Genomic DNA, 26,752 nt, shown 5'->3' on the forward strand with positions numbered 1-26,752 from the left:
TTTTTTCGCGCAGTCTACCTGCTCTATTGGCTATGGCAAACAAAATTCAGAGTAGAAGTGTGAGCTGAAATTGACTTTGATGAAAAAGAGAGCGTTTAGAACCATAAGAGTGAGGGGTAAACACGGCAATAACGTTGTATTGAACTGACCAATGGCTGGAAACAAAACATGTTTTAATTTAGTTGTTACCTTTACCTGCCACTGAAAATAATATGATTCCAGCAGCAGGGGTTAACAAAAGTAATTACTCAGGAGTATCCAATTGGCTGAGTAACTCTTTCATCCACTGATGGCCTTTATCTCTATCAGTAGATTCGTGCCACGTGAGATAACATGGGCGGCATGTTTCCTTCCAAGGTAAAGAGATAAGTTTCAGATTAAGTGCTTCACTGTATGTTTGAACAAGCCAGCGAGGAGCAATCGCCACAAAGCAAGTTTGGGATACAATATTAAGCACACTATTCATATCGGTACTTTCATATACAATAGTTTGAGCACTTATCTCTGATTCATAATAATGCTCACTGAAAGAACCTACTTTATCCAATGACACTACCGCGTGTGACTCTGAAAGGAGCTGTTCTTGCGTAATTGAATTATCAATACGGGGGTGATTTTTTGAGACCGCCAAAACGGACTCATCATTAGATATTGATAAGTAATGGAAGTCTGGGCGCTCAAACTTGGTATAACCTATCACAAACTCGGTCTCTTGATAACGTAACTGATGCTCAATATTATCATTCAAATAGGATTTGATAATGAGTTGAACATTAGGCGCTAATTGCTTAACACTTTCTATTATTTGTGCCGTCAATCTAATATCTAACGGGCTACAAATAGATAGATTAAAGATTCGCCCACTTTTTTTGGCTTCAAAGCCCGCACCGGGTAACTCATTTTGAACTAATTGCAGAGCTTGTCTAACCGGGCCAAACAACTGACGAGCCCTGGCGGTAGGCTGGATACCACGGCCATAACGAACAAACAGCTCATCATTAAACATCACTTTCAAGCGAGCGACTGCGTTACTCACCGCAGGCTGGGACATCCCCAGTGACTGGGCTGCACGTGTTACATTATGCATTTGCATCACCGCATCAAAAACCGTTAATAAATTGAGATCGACACTTCTTAAGTGAACATCACTACCTTCTTTTTTAGTTACTTGGTCGTCGGCTACTAAGTTGTGTTCAAGCATGCTTAACTCCACTGATCTTTATGCAGATGACATGATTAATAGAAGAATCCTGCTGATACTTTTACATACCTCAAAATATCTTTATTCTCTTACTATTAACGATGCCAATGTTCTCATCATTACTCTTGTCAGGTAAAATGAGTCTCATCCTTGTATAAATGCAAAAGTATTAATTCCCTCCCTACCTTTCAGTCAATAACGCCCATAGATAAGTGCGTGAACAAGATATTCACATAAAGTATCTTATATATGCTCATACAGTAATTTACATCAGGAATATCAAACCATCAAATTATAAGCACCAGTAATAAAATCAACAAGATGATCACATCACAAAATGGGATAGTTGACAACTATGCCATTAATAAATAATAAATTCATCAATTGAAACTTATTAGTTCTTATTTATTAGTATGAATATATTAAATAGTGGATTAGATCTAACCACACTTAAGTATGAATTCACGCCATATTCATAACATCTAAAGCCAATAAATAATAGCATTTATTAGAGTGATGAATATTTATATTCAACAAATATATAATAGGAAGATAATAAGGCTTATTGTGAATTTATAATTATGGATTACTCTTACTTACCTCATTCCATCTCTGGGAGACTTAAATATAACGTCCCAAAACTGATGTTCACCTCTCTAGCTAGAGAATTTATGATCCAAATATCAAAAAAGCACAATAATCCATATTATTAAGACTATGCCAAATAAAACAAAATCATCAGCATCTATTTTTAGATTAAAAATCCTATATTTTTAATTTTTAGGTTTTTTGTGTCGTTATAAGGAATTGATAACCCGTGCAACCAGTTGAACTGGCCATTTTAAACAAAAGTTGACATGACCACAAAATTCACGTATCAATTTAGGCAACGCACTATTTTAACCCATGAGAAACTGAAAAATTATGTTCTACTCAACCCGCCTACTAAGCCTACTACTTAACGCATCTCACTTGCGCGGTATGTTGGTGGACGGAAATCAGAACTGATTCAGTCATCAAGATTAACAAGCCCGCGCAAATGCGCGGGTTTTTTTTTACCCGCTAAGCGCAAATGTAAACACGACAAGGAACAACCCATGAGCCAACAAGTCATTATTTTCGATACAACATTGCGCGACGGTGAACAAGCATTGCAAGCCAGCCTGAGTGTTAAAGAGAAGCTGCAAATCGCGCTTGCACTGGAAAGAATGGGTGTCGATGTAATGGAAGTCGGTTTCCCGGTTTCCTCCCCTGGCGATTTTGAGTCAGTGCGCACCATCGCTCAGCAAGTCAAAAACAGCCGCGTGTGTGCTCTGGCTCGCTGTGTAGACAAAGATATTGATGTCGCCGCCGAAGCTTTACGTATTGCTGAAGCCTTCCGTATTCATGTGTTCTTGGCGACATCCACCTTACATATCGAATCCAAATTAAAGCGCTCATTTGATGATGTGTTGGCGATGGCAGTGCACTCGGTGAAACGCGCTCGCAACTATACCAATGATGTTGAATTCTCTTGTGAAGATGCTGGCCGTACCCCTATTGATAACCTGTGCCGCATCGTAGAAGCTGCGATTAATGCCGGCGCGACTACCATCAATATCCCTGATACTGTCGGTTACACCACTCCTTATCAATTCGGCGGAATTATCACCGACTTGTATGAGCGGGTGCCAAATATTGATAAAGCCATTATCTCGGTGCATTGCCATGACGATTTGGGCATGTCCGTTGCCAACTCCATCACCGCAGTACAAGCCGGTGCGCGTCAGGTAGAAGGCACGATTAATGGTTTGGGCGAACGCGCCGGTAACTGTTCACTGGAAGAAGTGATCATGGCTATCAAAGTGCGTGAAAAGATGTTGGGCGTGCATACCAATATCAATCATCAAGAGATTTACCGCACCAGCCAGTTGGTCAGTAAGTTATGCAACATGCCAATACCCGCTAACAAAGCCATTGTCGGCAGTAATGCTTTCGCTCACTCATCCGGTATTCATCAGGATGGCGTGCTGAAAAATCGTGAAAACTACGAAATCATGACACCACAATCCATTGGCTTGAAAGAAGTGCAGTTGAACCTGACCTCCCGTTCTGGTCGCGCGGCGGTCAAACACCGTATGGAAGAGATGGGTTATCAGGATAAAGATTACAATTTGGACTCTTTGTACGACGCATTCCTGAAGCTGGCAGATAAAAAGGGCCAGGTATTTGATTACGATTTAGAAGCGTTAGCCTTCATTAATAAACAACAGGAAGAGCCGGAACACTACCGTTTAGACTATTTCAGCGTGCAGTCGGGTTCCAGCGTAATGGCAACAGCATCCGTGAAATTGGTCTGTGGCGAAGACATTAAATCAGAAGCGGCCACAGGTAATGGCCCGGTTGATGCGGTGTATCAGGCCATCAATCGCATTACCGGTTATGAAATTGAACTGGTGAAATATCAACTGTCTGCCAACGGTCAGGGTAAAGACGCATTGGGTCAGGTTGATATCGTGGTTGATCATAAGGGCCGCCGCTTCCACGGCGTGGGTCTGGCAACAGATATTGTCGAGTCATCCGCTAAAGCGTTGGTTCACGTATTAAATAACATCTGCCGCGCTCATCAGGTAGAGATTGAGAAGCAGCGCTTGCAACAAAATAATCAGGAAATGGTGTGAACATGACTAAGACTTATCATATTGCCGTTTTGCCCGGAGACGGTATTGGCCCTGAAGTAATGACTCAGGCAAATAAAGTATTGGATGCGGTGCGTCAACGTTTCGGCATCAAGATTTCAACTAGCGTTTATGATGTAGGTGGTGCAGCCATCGACCGTCACGGCAGCCCGTTACCGGCAGCGACAGTCAGCGGATGTGAGCAGGCTGATGCTATCTTGTTTGGCTCGGTAGGCGGCCCGAAATGGGAACATTTGCCACCGGCTGAACAACCCGAGCGTGGTGCGTTGTTGCCTTTGCGCAAGCACTTCAAATTATTCAGCAACTTGCGCCCGGCGCGGTTGTATCAAGGGTTAGAAGACTTCTGCCCATTGCGCAGCGATATTGCTGCCAAAGGTTTTGATATTCTGTGTGTGCGTGAATTAACCGGCGGTATCTACTTCGGCCAACCCAAAGGCCGTGAAGGCCAAGGCCAGCACGAGCGTGCTTTTGATACCGAAGTTTATCATCGCTTTGAGATTGAACGTATTGCCCGTATTGCCTTTGAATCTGCGCGTAAACGTCGTGGCAAAGTTACTTCTATTGATAAAGCCAATGTGTTGCAAAGCTCTATTCTGTGGCGTGAAGTGGTAACTGCCATTGCGGCCGATTACCCAGATGTTGCGTTGTCCCATATGTATATCGATAACGCCACCATGCAGTTGATCAAAGACCCTGCCCAGTTTGATGTATTGCTGTGTTCTAACTTGTTTGGCGATATTTTGTCTGATGAGTGCGCCATGATAACGGGTTCAATGGGGATGTTGCCGTCGGCCAGCCTGAACGAACAAGGTTTCGGTTTATACGAACCCGCAGGTGGCTCCGCACCCGATATCGCGGGCAAAAATATCGCCAACCCAATTGCCCAGATTTTGTCATTAACTCTGCTGTTGCGTTTCAGTTTAGGTAAAGACGATGCCGCCGATGCTATTGAGCATGCGATCAATCAGGCATTGGAACAAGGCTATCGCACGGCTGATTTGGCAGGCGAAGGTAAAGCCATCGGTACCAACGAAATGGGCGATATTATCGCTAAATTCGTGATGGAGGGGGTGTAAAATGGGCAAGACCTTATATCAAAAATTGTACGATGCGCACATCGTTTACGAAGCGCCAAATGAAACCCCATTGTTGTACATCGACCGCCATCTGGTGCATGAAGTTACTTCGCCGCAAGCCTTTGATGGTTTGCGCGCCATGGGTCGTCCGGTGCGTCAGCCGGGTAAAACCTTTGCCACGATGGACCACAACGTTTCAACCCAGACCAAAGATATCAATGCCAGCGGCGAAATGGCGCGGATTCAGATGCAGGAGCTGATTAAGAACTGTGCTGAGTTCGGTGTCTCTTTATATGACCTGAATCATCCGTTCCAAGGCATCGTCCATGTGATTGGCCCTGAACAAGGTATGACTTTACCGGGCATGACTATCGTCTGTGGTGACTCACATACCGCGACCCATGGTGCATTCGGCTCATTGGCCTTCGGTATCGGCACTTCAGAAGTTGAGCATGTGCTGGCAACCCAGACCCTGAAACAGGGCCGTGCCAAAACCATGAAAATCGAAGTTAACGGCACTGTCGGTGCAGGGATTACCGCCAAAGACATCGTCTTGGCGATTATCGGCAAAACCGGCAGCGCGGGCGGCACCGGCCATGTTGTGGAGTTCTGTGGCAGCGCGATTGCAGCGCTGAGCATGGAAGGCCGGATGACATTATGTAATATGGCGATCGAGATGGGTGCTAAAGCCGGTTTAGTCGCCCCGGATGACACCACTTTCGACTACCTGAAAGGTCGTCAGTTCGCCCCAACTGGCGAGCAGTGGGAACAAGGCGTGGCCTATTGGCGCAGCTTGAAATCTGATGCTGATGCTAAATTTGACACTATCGTCACCCTGGATGCCGCCGACATCGCGCCACAAGTCACTTGGGGCACCAACCCGGGCCAGGTTATTGCGGTTAATGACATGATTCCTGCGCCTGAGTCCTTCAGTGATCCCGTTGAACGTGCCTCGGCGGAAAAAGCGTTGGCATATATGGATTTGCGCCCCGGCATTAAGTTGACCGAGGTAGCCATTGATAAAGTCTTTATCGGTTCCTGCACTAACTCACGCATTGAAGATTTGCGTGCCGCAGCAGCGGTGGCGCAAGGTCGTAAAGTCGCGACTGGCGTGCAAGCTATTGTGGTACCCGGCTCAGGCCCGGTAAAAGCGCAGGCAGAAGCGGAAGGTTTGGATAAGATCTTTATCGAGGCCGGTTTTGAGTGGCGTTTGCCTGGTTGTTCCATGTGTTTGGCGATGAACAACGACCGTCTGGAACCCGGAGAGCGTTGTGCCTCCACCAGCAACCGTAACTTTGAAGGCCGTCAGGGCCGTGGTGGCCGCACACATTTGGTTAGCCCGGCAATGGCCGCCGCCGCCGCTGTCAGTGGTCATTTTGCTGATGTTCGCGACTTAGAAGCCGCCACCCACTAACCGGAGACACCATTATGGCTAAATTTACTCAACACACGGGTTTGGTTGCTCCGTTGGATGCGGCAAACGTCGATACCGACGCGATTATCCCAAAACAATTTTTACAAAAAGTGACGCGCACTGGCTTTGGCCAACACTTGTTTAACGATTGGCGTTTTCTCGACGACGCAGGCAAAGTGCCAAACCCTGAATTTGTGCTGAACCAACCCCGCTATCTGGGTGCAACCATTTTGTTAGCGCGTGAGAATTTCGGTTGTGGCTCCTCACGGGAACACGCGCCGTGGGCATTGACCGACTTCGGTTTCAAAGTGGTTATTGCCCCTAGTTTCGCTGATATATTTTACGGTAACTCGTTTAATAACCAATTATTACCAGTGACCTTAAGCGAAGCAGATATCGATACCTTATTCCAATTGGTTAACGATAATGAAGGCATCGAGTTTATTGTTGATTTGGAACAGCAAACAGTGAATGCCGGTGGCAATAGTTATTCTTTTGAAATAGACAGCTTCCGCCGCCATTGTATGATTAATGGTTTGGACAGTATTGGCCTGACGTTGCAGCATGAAAGTAATATTTCTGCATATGAAAAACAGCAACCAGCATTTTTACGTTAATTTATTTTAAGTTCATTTTGTGAGTATATTGTTGGTGTCAGGTAAGCCCTGACCCAACAATTCAAAATAGATAAAAATCCCATTTTAAAACGCACCCTTCCTTTTTTCATTATTCACAAAACAAATCCCATATCAATCAATATGTTACATGATATATTCTCAAGTCATTATTTTAACTAGATATTAATTATTCTGATATTGATTTATTTGATTATATTTTGTGCTGGCGGTCACTTTTTATTTTTTCAACCAAGGTATGCTATTATTCACCATCCACACCTAGAGGGCGCCTTATGATACGCATTATACTGCGTTACGAAGCACGCATCTCCGGCGATAGCCGAGCCTGGTTTAATATAGATTACCGCCTCGCCAACGATTTCCCGCGTTAACTCCCCCATTGCTTATTCAGCTTAGGCTGAAAAAACTCATCTCTTTATTTTGTTGCCGTCATTGGTAATGCGAATGGCTATTTTCACTCGCCAAAATATGACTGCATTTTAAATATTAATAATAAAAATACCCAAAATGATTGGCGTTGCAGAGACGTTAGCTGCGACTTCAAGTTCCAAGGGTATTTGGAGTCATAAGCCATGAAACGTATCCCAGAGCCCTTCCGTATTAAAATGGTTGAAAATATTCGGATGACCAACCGGGAAGATCGTGAGAAAGCATTAATCGAGGCAGGCTATAACCCATTCTTACTGCCGAGTGAAGATGTCTATATTGATTTGCTCACCGACTCTGGCACCGGTGCGATGAGTGACCGCCAATGGGCCGGATTAATGATGGGCGATGAGGCCTATGCCGGTTCGCGTAACTACTATCACTTGTGTGACCAAGTGAAGAAACTGATTGGCTATCCATTTACTATCCCAACCCATCAGGGGCGTGGCGCGGAGCAAATATTATTCCCTTGCCTGATTGCGAAAAAACAAAAAACCGGTGGTGGCAAGAAACCGGTCTTTATTTCCAACTTCCACTTTGATACCACTGCCGCCCATGTTGAGATGAACGGCGCGAAGGCAATTAACGTAGTCACACCGAAAGCCTTTGATACCGTTACGTATTATGACTGGAAAGGGGATTTCGATTTAGATCAGTTAAAGGCAACCATCGCTGAACATGGTGAAGAAAACGTAATTTCTATTATTACCACCGTGACCTGTAATAGCTCCGGCGGCCAACCTATTTCCATGAGCAATATGCGTGAAGTGTATCGCATCGCTCAGCAGCACAATATTCCAGTAGTGATCGACTCGGCTCGCTTCTGTGAGAATGCCTGGTTTATCAAACAAAGAGAGCCGGGTTACGCAGATAAGTCGGTCAAAGAGATCATTCTGGAGATGTACCAATATGGTGATATGTTAACCATGTCTGCCAAAAAAGATCCCATGGTGAATATTGGCGGGCTGTGTTGTTTCCGTACCGATGAACACCTGTTTGACGATGTTCGCATCCGTTGTGTACCAATGGAAGGGTTTGTCACCTATGGCGGTTTAGCCGGTCGTGATATGGAAGCGCTGGCTATCGGGCTGGAAGAAGGGATGAACGAGGACTTCCTGAAGTACCGCATCGGACAAGTCGAATATTTGGGTGAACGCCTGCGGGCGGGCGGGATTCCAATTCAGTATCCTACCGGCGGCCACGCGGTATTTGTCGATGCCAAGATTCTGCTGCCACATATTCCGGCGGAGCAATTCCCAGCCCAAGCCTTAAATAACGCACTGTATCTGGAGGCGGGTATCCGCAGTGTGGAAATTGGCTCGCTACTGTTGGGACGAGATCCAGAAACGGGTAAACAAAAACCGTCACCGCTGGAACTGCTGCGTCTGACTATCCCGCGCCGGGTCTACACCAACGACCATATGGATTACATCGCTGATGCCCTGATCTCGCTCAAGTCACGCGCTCATGATATCAAAGGCTTAACCTTTACCTACGAACCCCCGGTTCTGCGCCACTTTGTTGCGCGATTAAAACCGGTCGAATAAAGCGCGACTGCCACTCTCCCCCTGCTCACTTCAGGCTGGGGGAATATTGCTGCCAAATAGGTTAGTCATTACCCTTAGCGCCCTTCCGGGCGCTATGCCTCTCTCACCCGTGCACAGATGATTAACGCCAGAATAGCTAATCCCATCGCCACCACATATACCGAATTATGGCCCCAGGTTTCGGTCAATACCCCTTGCAGAATCCCCGCCAGAATCACCCCAGTGGAAATGCTATTGGTAAACAGCGTGGTTGCTGCCCCGGCTCTGCCTGGCATTAAATCCTGAAAATAGAGCATGCCAATCCCGGCGACAATACCAATAAAAATGGCATTAAAAATCTGCAATAGCATCAGTGCAGTTTTGAATTTGAATAACACCAATCCGGTATAAAACAGCACACCCGCCAGCACCGCAAACAGCATAATTTTGCGCTTACCAAAACGCCTGACCGAGTAACCCGCCAGCAGCATAATAGGGATTTCCAACCCGGCAGCAGTCCCCATCAACAGACCAGCCAACCGCTCAGGCAATCCCAAGCTTGCTGTGATATACAGAGGCATATCAATGATGTACATGGTGTTGCAGGTCCACATCAACATTGAAGCAATAAACAGCAACAAAACGTCTTTATCGGCAAACAAACTGCCCTGCACCACCGCTGGCGCATCTACTACTGGCTCTGCTCGCTGCACCGAGGGCAAAATAAACCACACCACCAGCGCACTGAGGACAAAAATACCGGCGGCGATACTGAACATCAGCGTAAAGCCATAATTCAGCGCTAACATAAACGACAGCGGCGGGCCGATAACCCAAGCCAATGAAAGCTGCGCACGCATAATCGAACTAAACATCACCACTTCCCGCGCCGAGCTATCGGCATATTCTCGCGCTAAGGCGAAAATCTGCGGCATGGCGGTATTTGCTACTGCTGCCAGCAGCACACCGGCAGTGATTAGCGTCAGATAGTCACGATTAAAAGCAAATAGCAGGCAGTTCCCCACCGCCATCAAGTAGCAGACCATAATTAGCTTGCGGCGGTCACCACGTAAATCTGATCGTTTGGCCAGTACAAAGCTGACGGTAATCCCGGCAATGGCATTGACGGTATAAAACAATCCCACCCACAGTGGGCGTACTTTCACTTCAGTGCTTAAGAACAAGCTTAATGTCGGTGCCTGTAACGCGCCGGCGATACCGGAAAGAAAAGCCACCACGAAGAAAGCGAGAAACACCGGGTTAATACGGCGGGAAAAGATCAAAGCAGATTTCATTCCAGGCTCCAGCGCCAGAAATAACAATTAAACGCTATGCTACAGAAGCGGGTAGATTTATATAGAGAAAAGTATATCAGCCGCATAAATTTCACATCCGAATAATGGATACGGCTGACCGTGTTTCAGCCTCAAGGAGACAGGATATTATCCAAAGTCATTGGGGCTATAGCTAGGCAGCAAGCGAACAAATTCCGATGAGCTTACTCAAGTAAGTGATTCGGGTGCGTGAACGCAGCTAACAACGCTGTAGCCTCAAGGAGACAGGATATTATCCAAAGTCATTGGGGCTATAGCTAGGCAGCAAGCGAACAAATCCCGATGAGCTTACTCAAGTAAGTGATTCGGGTGCGTGAACGCAGCTAACAACACTGTAGCCTCAAGGAGACAGGATATTATCCAAAGTCATTGGGGCTATAGCTAGGCAGCAAGCGAACAAATCCCGATGAGCTTACTCAAGTAAGTGATTCGGGTGCGTGAACGCAGCTAACAACGCTGTAGCCTCAAGGAGACAGGATATTATCCAAAGTCATTGGGGCTATAGCTAGGCAGCAAGCGAACAAATCCCGATGAGCTTACTCAAGTAAGTGATTCGGGTGCGTGAACGCAGCTAACAACGCTGTAGCCTCAAGGAGGCAGGATAAAAAAAGCCAGCAGGTTGTTAAGCCTACTGGCTGGTGAAAGTCACCATTACTCAGAAATTTTTGGTACACAGCAAGGCAAGACTTGGTTCATTTAACAGACATCAACATCAATTATCATCTACCACAGCTCACAAAGTGTGCTCTGTTCGGGCGATGATATCGTCTTGTGCATCTGGCGATAGCGCGGTAAAGAATGCCGAGTAACCGGCAACCCGCACCACCAGATCACGGTAGCGGTCTGGGTGCTGCTTGGCATCGAGCAATATCTCACGCGATACAATGTTGTATTGCACATGCCAGCCCAGATACTCCTCGAAGAAGGTACGCAACATCATCATCAGCTTTTCGCGATCACGCGGGTTATCCAAAGTTGACGGATTCAGTTTTTGATTCAGTAGCACCCCGCCCAGAATAGAGGCTGTCGGCAGTTTTGACAGGGAGTTAAACACCGCAGTTGGCCCCAGATGATCAGTACCAGAAGCAGGGCTTGCTCCCTCCGCCAGCGGGCTGTGCGCTTTACGGCCATCCGGTGTTGCCATCGTTGCCGCACCAAACGGCACGTTAGCAGAGATAGAGGACGTCCCGGCGTAATAGGTACCGCCTATCGGGCCGCGACCAAAGCGGGTATTGTGATATTGCTTCAACTCATCAATATACGTCTGATAAGCGCGCACCAGCAGTTGGTCTACATCATCAACATCATTACCGTATTTCGGTGCTGAATTAATCAGATGTTGGCGTAATTGCTCACCGTTCAGGCCAGCAAAGTCATTTGTTAACGCCGTTGCCAGTTGCTGCTGTCCGATAAGCTGTTGTTCAAACACCAGTTTTCGTACCGCTGCCAGACTATTACCCAAATTGGCAATGCCCACCTGCAAGCCGGAAACCCAGTCATAACGCGCGCCGCCCTGCTTAATACTTTTACCGCGCTCAATACAGTCATCCACCAGTGCAGAACAGACAATATCGTGGGCATTCTCTTCCAACACCGTATCTACCACACACTCAATTTCGATGGATTTTCGCGTGTAGTAACGAATCTGCTGATCCCATTGCGCCATCACTTGTGAGAAATCAGTGAAGTTACCCTTCGATAACCCCTGCTCTTGCGGCAAGAATACTTGCCCAGAGGTCGCATCTTTACCTTGCTCCAGCGCCGCTAGCATCACGCGAGCAAAATTAATAAAACTCATGCCAGTACAGCGATAGCCCCATTTCCCCCCCACCGCAGTTTCAATGCAACCGATGGCAGCGTAATCGTAAGCATCCTGTGGCTCTACACCCAATTTGATAAATTCAGGAATAACAATTTCGTCATTATTAAACGCAGGCATACCAAAGCCGCAGCGAATGACTTGCACACAGGCATCGAGGAAATCATCACTGATACCGGCATGGTAGCGCACGCTGAGATTCGGCTGAGTTGAACGTAAACGGCCGCAAGACTCCAACACCGCATAAGAGAGCGGGTTAACCGCATCAATCGCTTTACCCTGCACCAGCTTCTGCCCACCAATAGTGACATTCTGATACAACGGGCTGCCCGCCGAGGCTTTGGAGTGCGAACCGGAACGGATCTTGTTCACTTCCAGCAACTTGAGCCAGCAGCTATGCAACATCTCAATGGCTTTTTCGCGGCTGAGGGTATTTTCCAGCTCCACGTCACGGCGATACCACGGATAGAGGTATTGGTCGAGGCGGCCAAAGGAAACCGAGTGGCCGTTAGATTCAATTTGCAGCATCAATTGGATGAAATAGCACAACTGCAAGGCTTGCCAGAAGGTCTGTGGCGGTTGGTGAGCAATCAGTTCGCAGTTTGTGGCGATAGTTTGTAACTCAATGCGCCGCCAATCACGGCTCTCTTCTTCTGCCATTTGCCGCGCAACCGCCGCATAACGTTCGATATGTTCGCTCAGCGCCGCCAATGAAATATCAATGGCTTTAAGGAATTGCTCTTTATGCAGGTCACTCCAGTCCGTCAGTTGTAACCGTTCGCGGCGACTTGCCACTTTGCTGCGCAGACCATCCAGTCCTTTTTCCAGCAATAACGGGAAGTTAACCGCCAAATGCGCATCGCCGGAGGTCATATTACCTTCGGCTTTTATAATGCCGGTAGCCAATAACGCTTTTTGCTCATCGGTAAACATGCCGTAGCAGCGGTCCTGCACTGTTTGGCCGCGCCACCACGGGCAGATACGGTGCAATACCGCTTTATCTGCTGCACTGACCGAGAAACCCGCACCGGGGCGATCGGCCAGCTCATCAATTTCGTTTTCAATCCAACTCACGGTGTATTCAGGGAAAATTGGCGCGGCGCGCAGTTGGCTGGCCTGATTACCGATAATCAGCTCATCATTTTTGATCCAGACGGTGCGAAGCTGTAAGTGATGCGCCAGCGCCAGCGCGCGCCTGACGGGGAGAGGTTTGTCCTGATGCTGCTGATAAGCCTCGGTATAATGCTGAGCTCGTTCGGTACAAACCGGCGGCTTCACAATGTGGATCAGTGCGTTTTTATGCTGTTTCGTCCGTTCGCTTAGCGTTACCAAATCAAGGGTGGTCATAGCATTATCCTCGTAAAATTGCGGTCAAGCCTTTATCACGGGCATAGCTTTCCGCGAAGTGAAGCAGTTCAGGAGCGTCCAACGGTGTGCTTGCTGCCCGATACTCTTCACCCAGCAGCGAATATTTGTTGATACCCAACGTGTGGTAAGGCAAAAAGTGAATCTCTTTAACGCCTATCTCATCAGCCGCAAAATCGACGATCCCTTGTATAGAGTGGCGATCTGCATTGAAATCTGGGATCAACGGCACCCGTACTGTGATGTTGGTGCCCGCTGCCGCTAACTGACGAAAGTTGTCCATCACCCGTTTAGCCGAACCTCCAGTCCACTGGCGAAAACGGTTTTCATCCGTGTGCTTTAAATCCGCCAGCATCAGATCCAGCCACGGCAAAGAGGGCGCGATGTAATGCCACGGCGTATGCAGACAAGACTCAACCGCCGTGTGGATACCAAGCAGATGACAGCGTTGCAATAACTCAGCCGCTACATCGGGTTGCATAAATGGCTCACCACCGGATAGCGTCACACCACCGCCACTGCGCCGATAAAACGGCATATCGCGCAACAGTGTTGCCATAGTGGTATCAATATCAATCGGGCTACCACACACCGTCAGTGCACCACTCGGGCAACGCACGGTGAGTGCCTGAAGGTCATCCTCTTCCAGCCGTTGGCGCGTGATAACAATGCAATCGTCAATGCGCTCTATTGCCTGCGGGCAGGTCTGTTGGCATAACTCACAACCTGATAAGCACAGGCGCGAGTCAAATAGCACCTCCGCTTTACGTGATCGACTTTCCGGGTTTTGGCACCAACGGCAACTCAGCGAACAGCCTTTCATGAATACCACACTGCGAATACCGGGGCCGTCATGGGTGGAATAACGCTGTAAATTAAAAATCATTTATTCCTCCCGTTGGCGGCATTGCCACGATAACCCGCTTTCATTGGCAATCAGTATCTGCGTAATATAGGGAAAGAAAAATTGATGAAATTTGCCGTGGAGTTCCTCTTTTATGTCTGCCTCACGTCTACAACAGCAGTTTATTCGCCTCTGGCAACGTTTTAATGGCCAGCCGACGGAAACCACCTTGCAGGAGCTGGCAGACGTGCTCAGTTGTTCACGCCGCCATGTACGATCCTTGCTGGGTAGCATGCAACAAGAGGGTTGGCTAAGCTGGCAGGCTGAAGCGGGTCGCGGTAAACGCTCACAACTGGCCTTCCTCTACTCCGGGTTGGCACTGCAACAACAGCGGGCCGAAGAGCTGCTGGAACAGGACCATATCGATCAGTTAGTGCAGTTGGTAGGGGATAAAAAAGCAGTGCGCCAAATGCTGCTATCCCAGTTGGGACGCAGTTTCCGCCAAGGAAAACACATCCTGCGGGTGCTCTATTATCGCCCGCTACAAAACCTGCTGCCCGGTACCGCGTTGCGCCGCTCCGAAACGCATATGGTGCGGCAGATTTTTAATGGCCTGACACGCATAAATGAGGAAAATGGGGAACTGGAACCGGATTTATCCCATCACTGGCAAGCTATTAGCCCGTTGCATTGGCGTTTTTATTTGCGCCCTGCCATCCATTTTCACCATGGGCGTGAACTGGAAATGGATGATGTCATCAGCAGCCTGACCCGGCTGATTCCGCAGCCCCTGTTCTCTCATATCACCGCCGTGCGCTCACCAACGCCCTATGTGATTGATATCCATCTAAGTTGCCCGGATCACTGGTTGCCATGGTTGTTGGGTAGTGTTCACGCCATGATTTTGCCGCAAGAATGGGAGAATCAACCCGACTTCCGCCGCCATCCTATTGGTACCGGCCCCTACTCGGTGATTAGAAATCACCATAATCAGTTGAAGATACAGGCTTTTGATAACTATTTTGGTTTCCGCGCACTGATTGATGAGGTCAATATCTGGGTGCTACCTGAGTTGTCTGAGGAGCTGGTTTATTCCGGTGTGCAATTGCAGGCTGACGATACCAGTAAAAACGAGCTGGAAAGTCGGCTGGAGGAAGGCTGCTATTTTTTACTGTTTGATCAGCGATCGCCTCAGACCAGTAACCCAGAGATCCGCCGCTGGTTGTGTGAGTTGATAACACCGGTCGCCCTGCTCAGCCATCCAGATCCTTTCTATCAACGCTACTGGTCACCGGCCTACGGCATGCTGCCCCGCTGGCATCACAACCGGCTAACCACCCTTGAGCCAAAGCCCGCAGGGCTGACCGAATTGACGCTGACATTTTACAGCGAGCATTCCGAATTTGACGCCATCAGCCAAACATTAACCACATTGTTGGCCGCACACGGCGTCACACTGGTGATACAAGTGCTGGATTATGTCAGTTGGTATCAGGGCGATGCACAGAGTGATATCTGGCTTGGCAGCGCGAATTTCTATCTGCCACTGGAGTTCTCCCTGTTTGCCACCCTGTACGAACTGCCGCTACTACAACATTGTTTGGATGAAAAACTGCATCAGGATGTTGAATTATGGCGAAATAATACCCTGCCGATGGCGGATTGGAGCCAACGGTTGGTTAGCCAGAATCAATTCCACCCGCTGTTCCATCATTGGTTAGAATTATATGGGCAGCACAGTATGCGCGGGGTGCGCATGAACACGCTCGGCTGGTTTGATTTCAAATCGGCCTGGTTTACCCCACCAGAGGGCTAACCTGCTTTCATCCGCCCAGATTAGTCTCTACAATGGCACCGTCTCAACGGGGTGCGGAAAAACTGTTGTGGTCGTGTCCAGAATTCATGCTGGTTCGTTCCATTAACAATGAAACAAAAACGTCGCGAGGTAGGTTCAGTCGGAGGCGGACAGCACGCAGAAACCGGAGCGTACAAGTAGTACGTGAGGATTTCGAGTACTGCCCAACACCGGATCAACCTAACCGCAGCAAGTTTTTCGCTGAGAGCAAACCCGTCGAACCTGATCCGGCTAACCCCGGCGGAGGGATTTGAGAAAAATAACGCTGCATTATCATGATATCGCTGTTATTTACCGCCTCAGATACCTTTGCCACCTTTATTGTTAAGGAGTGCAAAGTGTTTAAACGCATTATTCCCTGCTTGTTTTTGCTATCTGCCGCTGCGGTGGCCGCCGATAAACCGACACTGACGGTTTACACCTATGACTCCTTTGCCGCCGACTGGGGTCCAGGGCCTGCGATTAAAAAAGCCTTTGAAGCCGAGTGTGATTGCCAGCTTAAATTTGTGGCGCTGGAAGACGGTGTTTCATTACTTAATCGCCTGCGGATGGAAGGTAAAAACAGTCAGGCTGACGTGATTTTAGGATTGGATAATAATCTGGTGCAGGCGGCAGAACAAACTGGATTATTCGCACCAAGTCAGGTGGATACCGCGAACCTTACTCTCCCGGAGAAGTGGCAGAATAAGACTTTCGTCCCGTACGATTATGGCTATTTCGCCTTTGTGTATAACAAAGATAAACTGAAAAATCCGCCGAAGAGCTTGCAAGAATTAGTTGATAGCAAAGAGCCGTGGAAAGTGATTTATCAAGACCCGCGCACCAGTACCCCGGGTCTTGGTCTGATGCTGTGGATGCAGAAAGTGTATGGTGATAAAGCGCCGCAGGCGTGGCAGCAACTGGCGAAAAAAACCGTCACCGTTACCAAGGGTTGGAGCGAAGCTTATGGCTTGTTCCTGAAAGGTGAAGGGGATTTGGTGCTGAGCTATACCACTTCCCCGGCTTATCATCTGATTGAAGAGAAGAAAAGCAACTATGCAGCGGCTAATTTTAGCGAAGGCCACTATCTGCAAGTCGAAGTCGCAGGCTTGGTTGCCTCGAGCAAACAGCCGCAACTGGCACAGCGCTTTATGCAATTTATTGTGACGCCAGCATTCCAGAACCATATTCCCACCGGTAATTGGATGTATCCGGTGATTAAAATGGATTTACCGGCTGGGTTTGAAACCCTTACCGTGCAGCAAAAAGCGTTGCAATTTGATGCTAAAGATGTGGCAGATAATCGCGGCAAATGGATTCAGGCATGGCAATCCGCCGTCAGCCACTGATCCCTCCATGGTTGTGGCCAGGGCTACTGGCTGCCTTACTGATAGTCGGTGTCGCCTTACTGGCGTTCACCGCTATCTGGCGTCACGCGCCTGCGGCAGACTGGCACAGTATCTGGCATGACCGCTATTTGTGGCATGTGATCCGCTTTACCTTTTGGCAGGCATTCTTATCCGCCCTGCTGTCAGTCATCCCTGCCATTTTCTTAGCGCGAGCCCTGTATCGCCGCCGCTTTCCCGGCCGACAACTGATGTTGCGTTTATGCGCTATGACACTGGTGCTACCGGTGTTAGTGGCGCTGTTTGGTATTCTGACGGTTTATGGCCGTCAGGGTTGGCTGGCGACCCTGTTTAGCTGGCTGGGGGTTGATTACCGCTTCTCACCTTATGGTTTACAGGGCATTTTGCTGGCGCATATCTTCTTCAATATGCCACTGGCGACTCGCTTGCTATTGCAGTCACTGGAAAGCATCGCCGTTGAACAACGCCAGTTAGCCGCACAACTGGGGATGAATGGCTGGCAGCACTTGCGCTGGGTTGAATGGCCCTATCTGCGCCGCCAAATTCTGCCAACCGCGGCGCTGATTTTTATGCTCTGTTTTGCCAGTTTTGCCACCGTGCTGTCACTGGGTGGCGGGCCGCAAGCCACCACTATCGAGTTGGCCATCTATCAGGCACTCAGTTATGACTACGATCTGGGGCGTGCGGCCTTATTAGCGCTAATCCAACTGGGTTGCTGTCTGGGTTTAGTGGTGCTAAGCCTGCGGTTAAACACAGTATTGGCGGTAGGTAATACTCACAGTCAAATCTGGCGTAGTCAGCAGGATAGCTATTGGTCTCGCATCAGCGACACCCTGTTAATTGGTACTGCTTTGCTATTGATGGTGCCGCCATTGCTAGCGGTAGTGATTGATGGCAGTAATCAAACTATGCTGGCGGTGCTACAACAAACTGCGCTATGGCAAGCCTTCTTTACCTCATTGACTATCGCTATCGGGGCGGGGTTGCTGTGCGTGACACTCACGATGATGTTGTTGTGGAGCAGCCGTGAACTGAAACTGCGCCAACGGATGGCCTGTGGGCAGGCACTGGAAGTCAGTGGTATGGTGATTCTGGCGATGCCGGGCATTGTCCTGGCGACCGGCTTCTTTTTATTGCTCAACGATACCTTTGGCTTGCCACAATCCCCTTACGGGCTGGTGATCCTCACCAACGCACTGATGGCTGTGCCCTACGCACTAAAAGTGTTGGATAACCCAATGCGGGATCTGGCTGAACGCTACACGCCGCTGTGTTTATCACTGGATATTCGTGGCTGGCACCGTGTGCGCCTGATTGAGTTAAGGGCACTAAAACGCCCGCTGGCTCAAGCACTTGCCTTTGCCTGTGTGCTATCGATTGGTGATTTTGGTGTGGTGGCACTGTTTGGCAATGAGCACTTCCGCACGCTGCCGTTTTACCTTTACCAGCAGATAGGTTCTTATCGCAGCAACGACGGCGCAGTTACCGCCCTACTGCTGTTGTTACTCTGTTTCTTGCTGTTTACTCTTATTGAACGACTGCCGAGCCGCCATGTTAAAGCTTGAGAAAATCACCTATTTATACGACCACTTACCGATGCGTTTCGATTTGCATATTCAGCCCGGTGAGCGGGTGGCGATTCTTGGCCCAAGTGGTGCTGGCAAAAGTACCCTGTTAAGCCTGATTGCTGGTTTTCTCGCCCCCGCCAGTGGCCGTATGCTACTGAATAATCAGGATCACACGGCAACAGCCCCCGCCGAGCGGCCAGTATCGATGCTGTTTCAGGAGAACAACCTGTTCTCACATTTGACCGTCACACAGAATATCGGGTTGGGTTTACATCCGGGGTTGAAACTCAGCCATGAGCAAAAGTTACTGTTACGCCAGATTACCCAGCAGGTTGGACTGGAAGATTGCCTTGAGAGACTACCCGCACAACTTTCCGGCGGCCAACGTCAGCGGGTAGCATTGGCACGCTGTTTAGTGCGCAGTCAGCCAATCCTGCTACTGGATGAGCCATTTTCCGCGCTCGATCCTGCGTTGCGCAATGAGATGCTGCAATTGGTCGATCATGTCTGTACCCACCGGCAACTGACATTACTGATGGTGTCACACAATTTAGATGATGCTGCCCGCATCGCCGATCGGACATTGCTCATTGTCGATGGCCGTATTTACTACGACGGCCCGACACAAGCGCTGGTTAACGGCACCGCCCCCGAAGCCAGTGTGTTGGGCATTACTACCCGACCATAATAACTTGTATACCCAAGGGGGATTACCCAGCGAGGACCTTCCACAACAAATGACGATAAATCGGCATAATGGGCTGCATATGCAGCCAGGCAAAGCTGGCAATCGCCGCCACCATAGCCAGCACGGTCACCCAGCGCAGGCGAGCCAGTGGCAACCATTGGCTCAGGCGGTCCGGGCTACGCTTGCCAAACCGCCACCAGCGCCATGATAGCCACAGTGCCAGCCAAATCAGCATCACCACCACAAATAGCAACCACTTAAACATATAGCTATTGGCGCTCGGTGGGATATCAATAGCAACACCTGCCAGTATGCCTGGGAAGAAGTAGAGCGGTGGCCAGGTCAGGCAACCAATCACGTTGGGCAAGGCAAATTTTGCCGGTGGCAGGTTTAACATACCAGCCACCATCGGGACAATCGGCCGTGCCGGGCCGATAAAGCGCCCAAGTAGGACGGTTGCCATACTGTGGTTATGCAATGCGTGTTCGGTTTTATCCAGCATCGACTTATGCTTTTTCAGGAAGGACCAACGGTGCAGTGGTTCTTTGAAGCGCCGACCGATAAAATACGAGATCCAATCCCCCAATAGGCAGCCGACAGTTGCAGCGGCCCAGGCCGAGTAAAAACCGACTTCGCCGCTGCCAATCAACGCCCCCACACTGGTCATCATCACCGTGCCGGGAAGTAACATCCCCACCAGCGCTAATGATTCGAGAAAAGTGACGAACATGACGATAAATAGCGTGAAAGCCAGAGATTGCGTCAATAAATGTAATAAATAGGCTTCCATAAAGTTGTCCGTTGGTAACACCCAAGGTTCAGGGCGGAGGATTGTCCGGTGTGTCGTGAAATGAGTCAATCAACAAATTTCCCCTTCGTCCTTGAAGCCGCAGGGTTGTTAGCTGCGCTTACTCACCCAAATCACTTACTGGCCGTTGACCTTAAAATGAATAGACTCATCGGGATTAGACCACTTGCTGCCTACCTGCAACTCCAATGACTTTGGGTATACATGGAGCGAATGGAAATCATCATTAAAATAGACAAATACTGTATAAATAACCATACTAAGATAGCATAAATTCTCAGGCGTTATTGTTGCAGTCAGTTTGGATGCGGACAGCGCGGAGAAACCGGAGCGTACACGTAGTACGTGAGGATATCGAGCACTGCCCAAGTTCAAAATGACAAATAAAATAGCCTGTACATTACCTATAAAGGTTAGCACCGTGGCGCAACACCGTCAGGGCTTCCTGCTCACTCGCCACTGGCGCGACACGCAGGCAGGCACCGAAGTTGAATTCTGGTTAGCCACCGATGAAGGGCCACAGCAGGTCAGGCTGCCGCCGCAACCCTCAGTGGCATTTATCCCGGCCGAACAACGGCAACGGGCTGAAACCGTGCTGCGTGATGAACGCCGCTGGCAGTTGCGCCCACTTGAACTGACTGACTTCCACCAACGCCCAGTGCTGGGCCTGTATTGCAGTCAACATCGTCAATTAATTCGTTTGGAAAAACTGCTGCGCGAAAGTGGTGTGAATGTCTATGAAGGCGATATTCGCCCACCAGAACGGTTTCTGATGGAACGATTTATTACCGCGCCGGTGTGGTTCAGCGGTGATGACAATAACCATGGCCCGCTGCTTAACACCCAAATGAAACCGGCCGAGGATTATCGTCCAACACTAAAACTGCTGTCGCTGGATATCGAAACCAGCGAACATGGCGAGCTGTACTGTATTGGGCTGGAGGGTTGCGGCCAGCGCCAGGTTTACATGTTGGGGCCACCTAACGGTGATACGGTTGAAAGTGCGGCGCTGGATTTCAATCTGGAATACGTCGCCAGCCGCCCGCAGTTGTTGGAAAAACTAAACCAGTGGCTGGCAGTGCATGATCCCGATGCCATTATCGGCTGGAATCTGGTGCAGTTCGACTTACGTGTTCTGCAAAAACACGCTGACCGTTATCAGATCCCACTGCGCTTTGGCCGTGGTGGTAACCTGCTGGAATGGCGTGAACACGGCTTTAAACAAGGGCACTTTTTTGCCTCGGCAGCCGGTCGGCTGATTATCGACGGCATCGAGGCGCTAAAATCCGCCACCTGGAATTTCCCGTCATTTAGTCTGGAATCTGTTTCGCAAACCCTGCTGGGCGAAGGCAAAGCCAGCGACAGCCCCTATCAACGAATGGATGAAATCAATCAACGTTTCGCCCATGACAAACCGGCACTGGCGCGCTATAACCTGAAAGATTGCGAGCTGGTGACGCGGATTTTTGCCAAGACCGAGCTGCTCAGCTTCCTGCTGGAACGCGCCACAGTGACGGGGTTAGCAGCGGATCGTAGCGGTGGCTCCGTGGCGGCGTTTACCCATCTTTACCTGCCGCGTATGCACCGCATCGGTTACGTCGCCCCCAATTTAGGTGAGTTACCAGAAGAGCACAGCCCCGGTGGTTTTGTGATGGACTCCCAACCCGGCTTATATGACTCGGTATTGGTACTTGACTATAAAAGCCTGTATCCGTCGATTATTCGCACCTTTTTAATCGATCCGGTCGGTTTAGTGGCAGGTATGGCTCTGCCTGATGAACAGCACTCGGTGCCGGGGTTTCGCGGTGCCTGGTTCTCGCGCGAGAAACACTGTTTGCCCGCCATCGTTAACCAAATCTGGCAGGGCCGGGAAGCGGCTAAACGTCAGAAAAACAAACCGTTATCACAAGCACTGAAGATCATTATGAACGCCTTTTATGGCGTATTGGGTTCCAGCGGCTGCCGCTTTTTCGATCCCAGACTGGCCTCATCGATCACCTTGCGCGGCCATGACATCATGCGCCAGACCCGCGAGCTCATTGAAGTACAGGGTTATCAGGTGATTTATGGTGATACCGATTCAACCTTCGTCTGGCTGAAAAATGCTCACAGTGAAGAGCAGGCATCACAGATAGGTAAAGAGTTAGTACGTCAGGTCAATCTATGGTGGAAAGATCATATACAACAAACCTTTAATCTACCCTGCGCCCTGGAACTGGAATTTGAAACTCACTATCGGCGTTTTCTGATGCCTACCATCCGGGGTGCCGAGCAAGGCAGTAAAAAACGCTATGCCGGGTTGATTTCTACCTCTGAGGGTGATCAGATGGTGTACAAAGGGCTGGAAACCGTGCGCACTGATTGGACACCACTGGCCCAGCAATTTCAGCGAGAATTGTATCTGCGCATTTTTCAGCGGCAACCCTATCAGGATTATCTGCGGGACTACGTAGCACGCACCCTTAGTGGCGAATTAGACGAGCAGCTTGTTTACCGCAAACGCCTGCGCCGACGGCTAGATGACTATCAGCGCAATGTGCCACCACACGCCAGAGCGGCACGCTTGGCGGATGAGTTTAACCGCAAACTCGGTCGCCCGCTGCAATATCAAAATGGGGGCTGGATAAGCTATGTCATGACCACCGCTGGCCCCGAACCCCTTGAGATTCGGCAATCCCCTATCGACTACGATCACTACCTGACACGACAGTTGCAACCGGTAGCAGACGCTATACTTCCTTTTATGCACGATGACTTCACAACGTTAATAACAGGTCAGATGGGGCTATTCTGATACCTTATACCCTAGATAATTCGAGTTGCAGGAAGGCAGCAAGTGAGCGAGTCCCCAAGAGCTTATTAATTTTAAGATCAAGAGCAGTAAGTGACTGGGGTAAACTGCGGCCGCCAACGCACATGCAGCTTGAAGTATGACGGGTATTTTACAGGTGACGAAACGCTCCGCTTCCATTACCATAGCGCCCTTGCCAAAATTCGCATTAATCACATTTACATAACCGCTAGCCGTAATACTCCTTCTTATTGGGTGCTGCCTGTAGATGCCACATTTTCAGACAGACTCTCAGGCCGCATCGCCTGTGCGGCGGGTAGACTATTGCCAGTGGTTTTATGATATTTGGCTGCCACTAATTATTTATAACCAGATAATTTAAAAAGCATTTCCTTAACTGTCCAACAAAAAATCGAGCCGATAATTTATGCCTTTTACACTTGGTCAACGCTGGATCAGCGACACAGAAAGCGAACTTGGATTGGGTACTGTCGTTGCCATCGACGTACGCATGATTACCTTACTGTTTCCCGCAACCGGTGAAAACCGCCTTTACGCTAGAAATGATTCGCCAATCACCCGCGTCATGTTCAATCCGGGCGATACCATCACCAACCACGAAGGCTGGCAGCTAAAAGTGGAAGAAGTGACTCATGAAAATGGGCTGATTACTTATATCGGCACCCGTTTGGACACTGAGGAAACCGGCGTCTCAATGCGTGAAGTGTTGCTCGATAGCAAACTGACGTTTAGCAAACCGCAGGATCGGCTATTTGCCGGTCAGATCGATCGTATGGATCGCTTTGCCCTGCGTTTTCGCGCTCGTAAATATCAAAGTGAGCAGTTCCGTCTGCCATGGAGTGGGTTACGCGGTATCCGTGCCAGCCTGATCCCACACCAATTACATATCGCCTATGAAGTGGGTCAGCGCCATGCACCAAGGGTATTACTGGCCGATGAAGTGGGTTTAGGTAAAACCATCGAAGCCGGGATGATCATTCACCAACAACTGTTATCAGGCCGTGCTGAACGTATCCTGATTGTAGTGCCGGAAAGCCTGCAACATCAGTGGTTGGTGGAAATGTTGCGCCGCTTCAATTTGCGCTTCTCACTGTTTGATGACAGCCGCTACTCCGAAGCCCTGCTTGACAGCACCAATCCGTTTGAAACCGAGCAGATGGTTATCTGTTCACTGGATTTTGTGCGCCGCAATAAACAACGGCTGGAACAACTGGCAGATGCGTCTTGGGATCTGTTGGTGGTGGATGAGGCGCACCATCTGGCCTGGAGCGAAGAAGCCCCAAGTCGTGAATATCAAGTCATTGAACAATTGGCTGAGAATATCCCAGGTGTGCTGCTGTTGACCGCAACACCAGAGCAATTGGGCCAGCAGAGCCATTTTGCTCGTCTGCGTTTGCTGGATCCCGATCGCTTCCACGATTACGAAGAATTCGTCAATGAACAGCAGAAGTATCGTCCGATTGCAGATGCTGTGACGCTGCTGCTGGGTGGTGAGCGCTTAACTGACGATAAACTGAATCTGTTGGGCGAACTCATTGATGAGCAGGATATTGAGCCCTTGCTGAAAGCGGCAAATAGCCAAAGTGAAGATAGCGAAGCCGCTCGCCAAGAGTTGGTAACAATGCTGATGGACAGACATGGTACCAGCCGGATCTTGTTCCGTAATACCCGCAATGGGGTGAAAGGCTTCCCGCACCGCGTCCTGCATCAAATCAAACTGCCATTGCCAACCCAATATCAGACGGCGATTAAAGTATCAGGCATCATGGGTGCCAAAAAAACGTTGGAAGCGCGCGCCAAAGATATGCTTTACCCGGAACAAATCTATCAGGAGTTTGAAGGCGAAAATGCCACCTGGTGGAACTTTGACCCACGGGTAGAGTGGTTACTTAACTATCTGATTGCTAACCGCAATGAGAAAGTGTTGGTTATCTGTGCCCAGGCAGCCACTGCCTTACAGCTTGAACAAGTGCTACGTGAACGTGAAGCTATTCGCGCCGCCGTGTTCTATGAAGGTTTATCACTGATAGAGCGTGACCGTGCTGCGGCCTATTTTGCCTCTGAAGAAGATGGCGCTCAGGTATTACTGTGTTCTGAGATAGGTTCAGAAGGCCGTAATTTCCAGTTTGCCTGCCAGTTGGTGATGTTCGACCTGCCGTTTAACCCGGACCTGCTGGAACAGCGTATTGGCCGTCTGGACCGTATCGGTCAAAACCGCGAAATCCAGATCATGGTGCCTTATCTGGAACATACCGCACAGGCGATATTGGTGCGTTGGTATCATGAAGGTTTGGATGCTTTTGAGCACACCTGTCCGACCGGGCGCACCATTTATGACAGCGGCTATCAAGAACTGATCGGCTATCTGGCAACGCCAAGTGAACAAGAAGGGTTAGATGAATTTATTCACGCCTGCCGTCTACAGCACGAAGAGCTGAAACTGCAACTGGAACAAGGTCGTGATCGGCTACTGGAGATGCATTCCAACGGTGGCGAGCATGGTCAACAACTGGCGCAGATCATTGCAGATCAAGATAATGACGTTAATTTGGTTAGTTTCGCACTTAACCTGTTCGATATTGTCGGGATTAACCAAGAAGATCGCAGTGATAACCTGATCGTACTGACCCCCTCTGATCATATGCTGGTACCGGACTTCCCTGGGCTGCCGCAAGACGGCTGTACCGTGACATTCGATCGTGAACAGGCGTTATCGCGGGAAGATGCCCAGTTTGTGAGTTGGGAGCACCCGATCATCCGTAATGGTTTGGATTTGATCTTGTCCGGCGATACCGGAAGCTGTGCGGTTTCTTTATTGAAAAACAAAGCATTACCAGTAGGAACACTGCTGGCTGAATTGGTTTATGTGGTAGAAGCTCAAGCGCCAAAACACCTGCAATTAACCCGCTTCTTGCCACCCACCCCAGTGCGGATGCTGATGGACAGAAATGGCACCAATCTGGCGGCACAGGTTGAATTTGAAACCTTTAACCGTCAGTTGAATGCGGTAAACCGTCATACCTCCAGCAAGCTGGTCAATGCAGTGCAACAAGAAGTCCACGCCATGTTGCAACAAGCAGAGGCACTGGTTGAAGAGCAGGCAAAACTGTTGATTGAATCGGCCAAGCACGAAGCTGATGATAAGCTGAGTACCGAACTGGCACGTTTGGAAGCCCTGAAAGCGGTTAACCCAAATATTCGTGATGACGAAATAGAAGCACTGGAGCATAACCGTAAAATGGTGCTGGAAAACCTCAATCAAGCGGGCTGGCGTTTAGATGCTATCCGCCTGGTGGTGGTCACACATCAGTAATCCTGAGTAATAATCAGTTTCTGCAATATACCCCATAGATC

17 protein-coding genes are annotated in these 26,752 nt (G+C 49.2%); 12 read left to right on the plus strand and 5 right to left on the minus strand.

Annotated features, from left to right (window positions below):
* Positions 1-244 precede the first annotated feature (244 nt).
* A complete protein-coding gene (gene leuO / locus V2A84_RS15460) occupies positions 245-1,201 on the minus strand; it encodes a transcriptional regulator LeuO (RefSeq protein ID WP_083160545.1) in 957 nt (318 codons plus the stop codon).
* A gap of 1,097 nt (positions 1,202-2,298) precedes the next feature.
* On the opposite strand from leuO, the gene leuA reads away from it, so the two are divergent.
* The 6 genes from leuA (at position 2,299) to tnaA (ending at position 8,980) form a co-directional block, all read left to right on the plus strand.
* Positions 2,299-3,861, plus strand: a complete 1,563-nt coding sequence (gene leuA / locus V2A84_RS15465) for a 2-isopropylmalate synthase (protein ID WP_083160547.1) — start codon at positions 2,299-2,301, stop codon at positions 3,859-3,861.
* 2 nt (positions 3,862-3,863) lie between these two features.
* On the plus strand, positions 3,864-4,955 hold the full coding sequence (gene leuB, locus V2A84_RS15470) for a 3-isopropylmalate dehydrogenase (protein WP_102970474.1): 1,092 nt from the start codon (positions 3,864-3,866) through the stop codon (positions 4,953-4,955).
* A gap of 1 nt (position 4,956) precedes the next feature.
* A complete protein-coding gene (leuC, locus tag V2A84_RS15475) occupies positions 4,957-6,369 on the plus strand; it encodes a 3-isopropylmalate dehydratase large subunit (RefSeq protein ID WP_083160551.1) in 1,413 nt (470 codons plus the stop codon).
* Between the two features lie 14 nt (positions 6,370-6,383).
* Complete coding sequence (gene leuD / locus V2A84_RS15480; RefSeq protein ID WP_083160554.1) at positions 6,384-6,986, plus strand: 3-isopropylmalate dehydratase small subunit; 603 nt, start codon at positions 6,384-6,386, stop codon at positions 6,984-6,986.
* A gap of 293 nt (positions 6,987-7,279) precedes the next feature.
* Entirely contained in the window at positions 7,280-7,378 is a 99-nt protein-coding gene (gene tnaC / locus V2A84_RS15485; protein ID WP_083160556.1) for a tryptophanase leader peptide, read from the plus strand.
* 201 nt (positions 7,379-7,579) lie between these two features.
* Positions 7,580-8,980 (plus strand): tryptophanase, encoded by a 1,401-nt coding sequence (tnaA, locus tag V2A84_RS15490; RefSeq protein ID WP_083160558.1) that lies wholly within the window; start codon positions 7,580-7,582, stop codon positions 8,978-8,980.
* 92 nt (positions 8,981-9,072) lie between these two features.
* Here tnaA and V2A84_RS15495 read toward each other — a convergent pair whose 3' ends face one another.
* The 3 genes from V2A84_RS15495 to V2A84_RS15505 all read right to left on the minus strand — a co-directional run bounded on the left by V2A84_RS15495 (position 9,073) and on the right by V2A84_RS15505 (position 14,363).
* Positions 9,073-10,254 carry a sugar efflux transporter gene (locus tag V2A84_RS15495; protein WP_083160560.1) on the minus strand — a complete coding sequence of 394 codons (1,182 nt, stop codon included), beginning with the start codon at positions 10,252-10,254 and terminating at the stop codon, positions 9,073-9,075.
* A 772-nt stretch (positions 10,255-11,026) separates the two neighbouring features.
* Positions 11,027-13,459, minus strand: a complete 2,433-nt coding sequence (locus V2A84_RS15500; protein WP_372568666.1) for a formate C-acetyltransferase/glycerol dehydratase family glycyl radical enzyme — start codon at positions 13,457-13,459, stop codon at positions 11,027-11,029.
* Between the two features lie 4 nt (positions 13,460-13,463).
* A complete protein-coding gene (locus V2A84_RS15505; RefSeq protein ID WP_083160564.1) occupies positions 13,464-14,363 on the minus strand; it encodes a glycyl-radical enzyme activating protein in 900 nt (299 codons plus the stop codon).
* A 112-nt stretch (positions 14,364-14,475) separates the two neighbouring features.
* On the opposite strand from V2A84_RS15505, the gene sgrR reads away from it, so the two are divergent.
* The 4 genes from sgrR (at position 14,476) to thiQ (ending at position 19,778) form a co-directional block, all read left to right on the plus strand.
* Positions 14,476-16,137: an HTH-type transcriptional regulator SgrR gene (gene sgrR / locus V2A84_RS15510; RefSeq protein WP_442848944.1), complete on the plus strand. Its 1,662-nt coding sequence runs from the start codon at positions 14,476-14,478 to the stop codon at positions 16,135-16,137.
* 377 nt (positions 16,138-16,514) lie between these two features.
* Positions 16,515-17,504, plus strand: a complete 990-nt coding sequence (gene thiB, locus V2A84_RS15515; RefSeq protein WP_442848945.1) for a thiamine ABC transporter substrate binding subunit — start codon at positions 16,515-16,517, stop codon at positions 17,502-17,504.
* Complete coding sequence (gene thiP, locus V2A84_RS15520) at positions 17,480-19,087, plus strand: thiamine/thiamine pyrophosphate ABC transporter permease ThiP (RefSeq protein ID WP_420073045.1); 1,608 nt, start codon at positions 17,480-17,482, stop codon at positions 19,085-19,087. Before thiB ends, thiP begins: the two co-directional genes overlap by 25 nt.
* Positions 19,074-19,778: a thiamine ABC transporter ATP-binding protein ThiQ gene (gene thiQ, locus V2A84_RS15525; RefSeq protein ID WP_083160570.1), complete on the plus strand. Its 705-nt coding sequence runs from the start codon at positions 19,074-19,076 to the stop codon at positions 19,776-19,778. Before thiP ends, thiQ begins: the two co-directional genes overlap by 14 nt.
* A gap of 22 nt (positions 19,779-19,800) precedes the next feature.
* Here thiQ and V2A84_RS15530 read toward each other — a convergent pair whose 3' ends face one another.
* Entirely contained in the window at positions 19,801-20,568 is a 768-nt protein-coding gene (locus V2A84_RS15530; protein ID WP_083160572.1) for a DedA family protein, read from the minus strand.
* Positions 20,569-21,007: 439 nt separating this feature from the next.
* Between V2A84_RS15530 and V2A84_RS15535 the strand changes: the two genes are divergently transcribed.
* The gene (locus V2A84_RS15535; protein WP_083160576.1) at positions 21,008-23,380 is read left to right on the plus strand and encodes a DNA polymerase II; all 2,373 of its coding nucleotides are present in this window, start codon (positions 21,008-21,010) and stop codon (positions 23,378-23,380) included.
* A gap of 424 nt (positions 23,381-23,804) precedes the next feature.
* Positions 23,805-26,711, plus strand: a complete 2,907-nt coding sequence (gene rapA / locus V2A84_RS15540) for an RNA polymerase-associated protein RapA (protein ID WP_083160578.1) — start codon at positions 23,805-23,807, stop codon at positions 26,709-26,711.
* Positions 26,712-26,752: the final 41 nt, after the last annotated feature.

This window comes from Yersinia sp. 2553 StPb PI (genome assembly GCF_052217105.1).
GTDB lineage: Bacteria > Pseudomonadota > Gammaproteobacteria > Enterobacterales > Enterobacteriaceae > Yersinia > Yersinia enterocolitica_E.